Consider the following 7,828-nt stretch of genomic DNA (forward strand, 5'->3'; position numbering starts at 1 on the left):
TCTCCGTCCCCCTCCCCGTCCCGCCCGCCTCTCCATCCCCCTCCCCGTCCCGCCTCCGGAGGCGTCGGCGGCCCGTCGGCGGCCGCAGGGGCGGGTCCGATCGGGTGAAGGGACAATGGACGCACGCGGTGGCAGGACAGCCGCCCGCCGCCCGTCAGCCGAGGCCGTGCTGGAGCCGCCCGTGAGCCGTCGCCGTCACCCGTCGCACCCCGCCGACGCGCACGAGCTGCTGGGCAAGCTCGGCGAGCTCACCGCCCGGGCGCTGGAGCACGCCGAGCGGCAGCGGGCCCGGGTCGAACTCGCCATGGCGCTGCAGCGCGAGTTCCTCCCGGCCGCGCTGCCGAGCCTGCCCGGGCTGCGGACCGCCGCCCGGTACGCGCCCGCGCGCCACGGCCTGGACATCGGCGGCGACTGGTACGACGGCTTCCGGCTGCCGGACGGGACGCTCGGGCTGACCATCGGCGACGTGCAGGGCCACGACGTCGAGGCGGCCGTGTTCATGGGCCAGGTCCGGATCGGCCTGCGGGCGCTGGCCACCGCGGCGAGCGACCCCGGCGAGGTGCTGGCCCGGACCAACGAACTGCTGCTGTCCCTGCCCGACGGCCTCTTCGCCACCTGCTGCTTCCTGCGCTTCGACCCCGCCACCCACGAACTGTCCGTCGCCCGGGCCGGCCACGTCCCGGCGATCTGGGCCAGCGCCGACGGCCGGTCCGGGATCGAGGACACCGAGAACCCCGACGCGGTGGGGCTGCCGCTCGGCATCGAACCCGGCGAGGTTTACCCGGTGACGCGGCGGCGCCTGTCGGGAACGGAGGCGGTCGTCCTGGTGACCGACGGCGTGGTGGAGGGGCCCGCGTTCTCGCTCGACACCGGCCTGGAGCACGTCCTGCGGCGGGTGCGCGCGGGGGTGGGCGCCGAGCCCGGGGAGCTGGCCGGCCGGGTGCTGGAGGTCGCCGACCTCACCGGGCACCAGGACGACGCCGCCGTCCTGGTGCTCTGCCACGGCGGGTGACCTCAGCGGATCCGACCGACCTAGCCGACCCGACCGACCCGGCCGACCCGGCCGACCCTCCGGGCGTGTCACGGCCGGGGCCGGGCGGCGGCGTGCGATGAGATGGCTGCTGTGCTGCGCAACGCGAAGGCCGGAGAGACCGCGGTGGCCGGCTTGTCGATCCTCGGCGTCGCGCTCGTGTACTGGGCGGGGGGCCGGCTCGGCCTGCTGACGCAGGTCGTCGTGGGCGGCGTCCACGTCACCCCGCTGTGGCCGCCGACCGGCGTCGCCGTGGCCGGCCTGCTGCTGCTCGGCCTGCGCGTGTGGCCCGGGATCGCGCTCGGCGCCCTGCTGGTCATCGCGGGGTTCGGAGCGATCACCCCCGCCTCCTTCGGCATCGCGGCGGGCAACACGCTCGCCCCGGTGGTGGCCGTCCTGCTGCTGGCCCGGGTGGGCTTCCGGGTCGAGCTCGACCGGCTGCGGGACGGTGTGGCGCTGGTCTTCCTGGGGGCGCTCGTCTCCACGCTGATCAGTGCGAGTACCGCCTGCCTGCTCCTGGTGTCCGAGGGCGCGCTGGCGGCGCACCAGTTCTGGCCCGCCTGGACGGCGTGGTGGACGGGTGACGCGATGGGCGTGCTGGTGGTCGCCCCGCTGCTGCTGGCGGTGCGCGCCGCCCGGATGCCCCGCGACGTACCGCTGCGCCGCTGGGCGGAGGCCCTCGGCCTGCTGGCGGTCACCGCCGTCACCGTGCTCACCGCGACCCGCAGCCCGCTCTCCCTGCTCTTCCTGGTCCTGCCGGTGGTGATGTGGGCGGCGCTGCGCTTCCAGTTGCTCGGCGCCGCGCCGTGCGTCCTGGTGGTGTCCGTCTTCGCCGTTCCCGCCGCCGTCCATCACATCGGCCCGTTCGCCCACCACGGCCTGCTCGCCGTGATGGTCCAGCTGCAGGCCCTCAACGGCGTCGCCGCCCTGACCGGACTGCTGCTCGCCGCCGTCACCACCGAACGCGAGAACACCCTCGACACCATCGAGCAGGCGTGCATCGCCCTCGCCGAAGTGGTGAACCGCCTCGCCCCGGGCGAGGCCGACGGCCCCTGGCCGCCCCCCGCCGACCCCCGTCGCCCCGGCTGACGGACGACCGACCACCCTACGAACCCCGCCCGGCCCGCCGCGAGCCGGTCCCGGCAGCGGGTAGGGGCCGACCGCGCACCGGCCCCGCGCCCCGGCCCCGCGCCACGGTCCCTGCCTCCGAACGATCCGCTGCGGACGAGCGACGGGCTTCCTCCCGGATGTGCGGGAAGGGCGCATCGGCCCGGTGGTGCGGAACCGACAGAGGTCGCTCATGCGCGGTGGCCGGGACGTCTGCTTGGATTGGGGCCGTTTTCATCCCGGACAACTTCCCGGGGCCGTGCGCCGGCCCGTGAGAGAGGCATCTGATGGCCAGGCTGACGCTGCCTGTGGAGGTCCCCCCGACGCGCCGCGCCCCCGAGGGCGGTTACACGCTGCACGGTCGGCACTACGAGGACCCGTACGTCTGGCTGGAGCGGCTCGACGACACCGAGACGGTCGACTGGATCGCCGCCCAGGAGACCGTCACCCGCACCGTGCTCGACGGCGTCCCCGGCCGCGACGGTCTGCGCGCCGCCGTCGCCCGTTCCGCTCGTCACACGCGTCTGTCCCCGCCGATCCCTGCGGGCCGGGACGGGCGCACTTTCCGCTGGCAGGCCGGTGCCGACGACGAGAAGTCCGCCCTGGTGATGCACCGTTCGACCGGCTCCCCTGCGGAAACCGTGCTCGACCCGGGTGCTTGGCCGGCCGGCGACGTCCTGGTGTTCGCCGAGCCGTCCCCCGACGGCACCCTGGTGGCGTTCGGCCGGGCCGGCGGCAGCACGCACAACGCGGTGATCCACGTCCTCGACGTCGAGACCGGCCGGCTACTGCCCGACCGGCCGCGGGGCACCGACCACGGCTCGGTCGCCTGGCGCCCCGATTCGTCCGGGTTCTTCTACACCGCCCGCCCGGAGCCCGGCGAGGTCCCGCCCGGCGAGGAGGCCTACTGGCACACCGTCTACGACCACCGGATCGGCTCGGCCGCCCCGGCCCGCAAGGTCTTCGGGGACGATCGCGACAAGGACCGCTGGTGCACCGTGCGCACCAGCGAGTGCGGCCGGTACGCCGTCATCACCGTGTGGGACTTCGTGCACGCCAACGACGTCACCCTGCTGCGCCTCGCCGACGACGAGCTGATCCCGGTGGCCACCGGAATGCGGTCGGTCAACCAGGTGCAGGTCATCGACGACGCGGTCCTCGTGTGGACCGACCTCGACGCGCCGCGCGGACGCCTGTGCCGTGCTCCCCTCACCGACCCGACCTCGTGGCACACGCTCATCCCGGAAGGCCCGGACATCCTGCAGACCGTCACCGGGATCGGAGGCCGCCTCTACGCCGTCTACTCGCGCGCCGCCTCGCACCGGGTGGCCGTCCACGCCGAGGACGGCAGTCACTTGAGGGACCTGGCGCTCCCCTCCCTCGGCTCGGTCAACCGGAACGAGGGGGAGGGCGTCGTCAGCGGGGTCACCGGCTCGTGGCACGGCGATGACGTGTGGGTGGCCTTCACCTCGTTCGTGCAGCCGCCGTCGGTCTACAAGTACCACTACGCCCACGACCGCCTGGAGGCCTACCACGTACCGGACACCGGCCTCGACCCGGCCGCGTACACCACGCAACAGGTCTGGTACGAGTCGGCCGACGGCACCCCCGTGTCGATGTTCCTCGTCCACCGCGCCGACCTGCCGCGCGACGGACGGCGCCCGGTCCGGCTCAGCGGCTACGGCGGCTTCAACATCCCCGTGGAACCGCGCTTCTCAGCCGTCAACGCCGCCTGGCTCCAGCTCGGCGGAGTGCTGGCCTACGCCAACATCCGCGGCGGCGGCGAATACGGCCGCGACTGGCACCAGGCAGCCGTCGGCACGCGACGCCAGAACGCTTTCGACGACTACGTCGCCGCGGCCCGCCACCTGGTCGCCACCGGATGGACCGCCCCCGACCGGATCGCCTCGCGCGGCAACAGCAACGGCGGTCTGCTGGTGGCCGTCACCGCGCTGCAGGCACCCGAAGCGTTCGGCGCCGTCTACTGCCGCGCACCCCTGCTCGACATGCTGCGCTTCCCCGCCTTCCCCAACCTCAGTGGCACCACGGTCGAATACGGCTCGCCGGACGACCCCGACGAGTGCGCCTACCTCGCCGCCTACTCCCCCTACCACAACGTGCGGCCCGATCGCCGCTACCCGGTGATGGCGATCGTGTCCGCACTCAACGACCGCACCGTACCGCCGCACGACCCGCTCAAGATGATCGCCGCCCTCCAAGCCGACGCCCCGCAGGGCGGCCCCTACCTGCTGGTACCGCTGCGCGACTCCGGCCACGGCGGAGGAACCACCCTCTCGGCCCTCATCGAGCAGGACGTCGACGAGCTGAGCTTCCTCTGCTGGACGCTCGGCATCCCGGCGCGACCAGAATGACCGGCGGCCGATCAGGTGGAGACGACCCCCGCCCCTGAAGCACCGGGGGCCCGCCCACCCCCCCTGACGCATGATCACGCCGCCACCTCGCGGCCGGTGCCTGCGTCAGGACGCCGAGACGTCCTTGCCGCGCCCCGGTAGGACAACCGGCCCGGGAAAAGCCGGTGCCGTACCGGAGCGCCGTGGAAGCATCCGGCCGCGCCACCGCTCTCCCCGGTACCGGATCCCCGGACTGCCGACGCGTGGAACCTGCCGCCGACATGGACGGGCGCCCTGGCCATCGCCGTCATCACCAAGGCCGCCGCCAACTCCCGCTCGCCGTCGCGGCCGTGAGGCACACCGCCGGCCAGGACCACCAGGTCCGGCGAAGATCCCTACCGGTGCTCGGGGTTCTCGAAGTCGAAGCAGCAGCCCGCGTCCCACACGGAGCGCTGGTTGCCGTGCACCGGGATGCCGCCCGCGTCCTTCAGTATCCGCACCAGGTGCAGCTGGTTCCACGTCATGAACGTGGTGTTCCGGTTGGTGAAGTCGTTCTCCGGCCCACCCGACCCCTCGTCCAGGTACGACGGCCCCGGCCCGGCCGGACCCACCCAGCTCACGAAACCCAGGTGCTGGAGGCTGTACAGCACGTTCATCGCGCAGTGCTTCGCACCGTCCTCGTTCCCGGTGATCAGACAGCCGCCGACCCGCCCGTAGTAGGCGTACTGGCCGTGCTCGTTGAGGACGGACGAGCAGGAGTACAGCCGCTCGATGACGCGCTTCATGACGGAGGAGACGCTCCAGACCCCACCCGAGCTGCCCCGATTCCGGCTCGCCGGGGATCTGGGTACAAAATTCAGAGGGCCGGTGGTGGTGTGATCTGGCAGAGGACAACGAGTTCGAGGCGTGGGACTACGTAGTAGGCGAGGAGGCCGCCTGCGACGTCGAGGTAGTGCATCGGTTCGCCGCTGCCCTGGTAGGTGGTCCCGTCCAGGTAGAGCGCTTCGGCAGCCCGGACGAGTTCGGCCGCCCGTTCTTCGACAGCGGCGAGGAAGCCGGTCGGCGCTCCAGCGGTGACGTGCTGTTTGCTGGGCAAGTACTCCCAGCTCCAGGTCATCCGTTCACCGCCGCGTAGGCGGCGCGGTAGATCTCGGCGACGGCGGTGGCGTGCTCTCTGCACTCCTGGACGGTGCCGGCGTGGTTGGCGAGGTAATTCGCCCGGTGGTAGGCCCGGGCCGTGGCCGGGTGGCGTTCGATCTCCACCACGGCGGCCCAGTGCGCGACGAATGCCCGGATGGGTTGGACGCTGCCGCTGGTGATGGCCTCGGCCATGGCCTTCGTCTGTCCGTCGATCATCTCGGGGAGGCGGTCCGCGGCAACGACGGCCAGGGCGGCCTTGAGCGCGGCCGGGTTCCGCTCGGGCCGGGGGATCAGCTCGACTCCGCCGTGCGCGGGCTGACTCATGGCGGCACTCCCTCTCTCGTCTGCTGCGAGGCTACTCGCTCCGAATGACACACTTCACGCACCCGAAAAATTCAGCACCCGGCTGGCCCCGACCGTCGCCGACCTCGCCAGCTACGCCGCCAAGTCCCCCTCGCTGTCGCGGCCGTGAGGCACACCGCCGGCCAGGACCACCAGGTCCGGCGAAGATCCCTACCGGTGCTCGGGGTTCTCGAAGTCGAAGCGGCAGCCCGCGTCCCACTCCGAGCGCTGGTTGCCGTGCGCCGGGATACCGCCCGCGTCCTTCAGCAGCCGGGCGAGGTGGAGCTGGTTCCAGGTCATGAAGGTGACGTTGCGGTTGGTGAAGTCGTTCTCGGGGCCGCCGGAGCCCTCGTCGAGGTAGGAGGGGCCGGGGCCGGCCGGGCCCACCCAGCCCGCGTCGGCCTGCGGCGGGATCACGAAACCCAGGTGCTGGAGGCTGTACAGCACGTTCATCGCGCAGTGCTTCGCACCGTCCTCGTTGCCGGTGATCAGGCAGCCGCCGACCCGCCCGTAGTAGGCGTACTGGCCGTGCTCGTTGAGGACGGACGAGCAGGAGTACAGCCGCTCGATGACGCGCTTCATGACGGAGGAGGCACCCCAGATCCCACAGCATTCTCCACGTGCACCATTCACTCGAACGCACTGGTGGACCCGCCTGTCACACGTGTCGGGACCACAGAATTTGAACCTGTACCGCCCTTGCCCCCCAGCGTCCGAACTGGCGTCTGACTGGCGCTCACCCATCCGAATTCCGCAGGTCAGGGCATGTCACGTCCAGCCTCCATGACGCCCAATACTGCCTCGTGACACCCAGTCCGTGAGAGGCGCGTGAGAGGCAGCCACCACCAAGGCGCTGGATGCAGGACCCCAGCAGTTCCTCGTAAGACGGCTGGCCAACGGCCATCGCCCGATCGAAGAAGCCGACCTATCGAACCCTGCGTCCCTGCTCCCAGGTGCGCGGGGACACTCTCTACCCATCCGCCAGGGACTGCGATCTTCCTCCCGGTGTGTTGTCTGGTGCGTGTCGCCGCCAGGCGACCGCCACGTGCTTCGTGTCCCACACCCCACGCCCTGCCGACACGCCGAACGAGCCAGCGAGCCTTGGTGCCGGAGAGCACCGAGTGCGAGGAGGGGTTCATGGGACAGCGTCCCCAGCGGGGCAGGGTGTACCGGCGGTGCGGCTGCAAGGACGGCAGCAGCGGGAAGCAGTTGGGGTCGTGGTGCCCGCAGTTGGCCGCGGATGTGAAGCACGGAACGTGGACGTACTGCGTCGACCTCGCTCCCAACGAGGGACGGCGCCGCACCCGCCGGCGAGGCGGGTTCTCCTCCCGCGCCGAAGCCACCCGGGAGATGAGAGCCGTGCTCGACGGCGAGCTGCGCGGGGTCTACGAGAACCGGCGCACCACGGTCGCCAGCTTCCTGCGGGAGTGGCTCGCGGCGCGGAAGAGCGAGCTGGCGCCGAACACCTACGCCGGGTACGCGGACTGCGTGCAACGTGACCTGATCCCGGCGTTCGGCCGGCACCGGCTGCCGGATCTGCGCCCCCAGCACATCGAGGACTGGATCCGCGCCCAGCAGGAGGCCGGCCGCGGGCGCGTGACCGTGTACCGGGTGATGGCTACGCTGCGCAACGCGTTGAACGCGGCCGTCCGGTCCTGGCGTCTGCGCTACAACCCCGCCAAGTACGCCGTCCCGCCCAAGCCCCGCGCCGCCGAACGCACCTGCTGGACCCCTGACGAGGCGGCCGCGTTCCTGCGGCATGTCCCGCTTCAACTTGCTGACATGATTTTGGGGTCGGGAAAGTTGGGGACGAGGGGGTCGGCGACTCCGGTGTGGACGTCGTGCGGGCGGTTCCAGG

At 72.1% G+C, this 7,828-nt stretch carries 6 protein-coding genes and 2 pseudogenes; 4 read left to right on the forward strand and 4 right to left on the reverse strand.

The window, feature by feature from the left end; translation table 11 throughout:
• Positions 1-181: 181 nt before the first annotated feature.
• The 3 genes from IH44_RS0138990 to IH44_RS0139000 all read left to right on the forward strand — a co-directional run bounded on the left by IH44_RS0138990 (position 182) and on the right by IH44_RS0139000 (position 4,509).
• Entirely contained in the window at positions 182-1,012 is an 831-nt protein-coding gene (locus tag IH44_RS0138990) for a PP2C family protein-serine/threonine phosphatase (RefSeq protein ID WP_030464601.1), read from the forward strand.
• A gap of 102 nt (positions 1,013-1,114) precedes the next feature.
• Complete coding sequence (locus IH44_RS0138995; RefSeq protein WP_051818270.1) at positions 1,115-2,119, forward strand: MASE1 domain-containing protein; 1,005 nt, start codon at positions 1,115-1,117, stop codon at positions 2,117-2,119.
• A 305-nt stretch (positions 2,120-2,424) separates the two neighbouring features.
• Positions 2,425-4,509, forward strand: a complete 2,085-nt coding sequence (locus IH44_RS0139000; RefSeq protein ID WP_030464603.1) for a prolyl oligopeptidase family protein — start codon at positions 2,425-2,427, stop codon at positions 4,507-4,509.
• Between the two features lie 374 nt (positions 4,510-4,883).
• Here the strand turns inward: IH44_RS0139000 and IH44_RS0139005 are convergent.
• The 4 genes and pseudogenes from IH44_RS0139005 to IH44_RS0139020 all read right to left on the reverse strand — a co-directional run.
• A pseudogene (locus tag IH44_RS0139005) lies at positions 4,884-5,288 on the reverse strand (flavodoxin family protein); the annotation flags it as partial.
• Positions 5,289-5,344: 56 nt separating this feature from the next.
• Positions 5,345-5,605 carry a hypothetical protein gene (locus IH44_RS0139010; protein WP_030464605.1) on the reverse strand — a complete coding sequence of 87 codons (261 nt, stop codon included), beginning with the start codon at positions 5,603-5,605 and terminating at the stop codon, positions 5,345-5,347.
• Positions 5,602-5,952, reverse strand: a complete 351-nt coding sequence (locus tag IH44_RS0139015) for a hypothetical protein (protein ID WP_030464606.1) — start codon at positions 5,950-5,952, stop codon at positions 5,602-5,604. Before IH44_RS0139015 ends, IH44_RS0139010 begins: the two co-directional genes overlap by 4 nt.
• A gap of 189 nt (positions 5,953-6,141) precedes the next feature.
• Positions 6,142-6,561, reverse strand: a pseudogene (locus IH44_RS0139020) (flavodoxin family protein); the annotation flags it as partial.
• A 546-nt stretch (positions 6,562-7,107) separates the two neighbouring features.
• Between IH44_RS0139020 and IH44_RS0139025 the strand changes: the two are divergent.
• Positions 7,108-7,828, forward strand: a 721-nt coding sequence (locus tag IH44_RS0139025; RefSeq protein WP_198545117.1) for an N-terminal phage integrase SAM-like domain-containing protein, incomplete at its 3' end; no start/stop codon positions are given.

Source organism: Kitasatospora sp. NRRL B-11411 (assembly GCF_000721345.1).
Classification (GTDB): Bacteria; Actinomycetota; Actinomycetes; order Streptomycetales; family Streptomycetaceae; genus Kitasatospora; species Kitasatospora cineracea.

Bases quoted from the DNA above. Each gene is read 5' to 3' on its own strand.
- IH44_RS0139010 (WP_030464605.1), bottom strand. From the start codon at position 5,605: ATGACCTGGAGCTGGGAGTACTTGCCCAGCAAACAGCACGTCACCGCT.
- IH44_RS0139015 (WP_030464606.1), bottom strand. From the start codon at position 5,952: ATGAGTCAGCCCGCGCACGGCGGAGTCGAGCTGATCCCCCGGCCCGAG.
- IH44_RS0139000 (WP_030464603.1), top strand. From the start codon at position 2,425: ATGGCCAGGCTGACGCTGCCTGTGGAGGTCCCCCCGACGCGCCGCGCC.
- IH44_RS0138995 (WP_051818270.1), top strand. From the start codon at position 1,115: ATGGCTGCTGTGCTGCGCAACGCGAAGGCCGGAGAGACCGCGGTGGCC.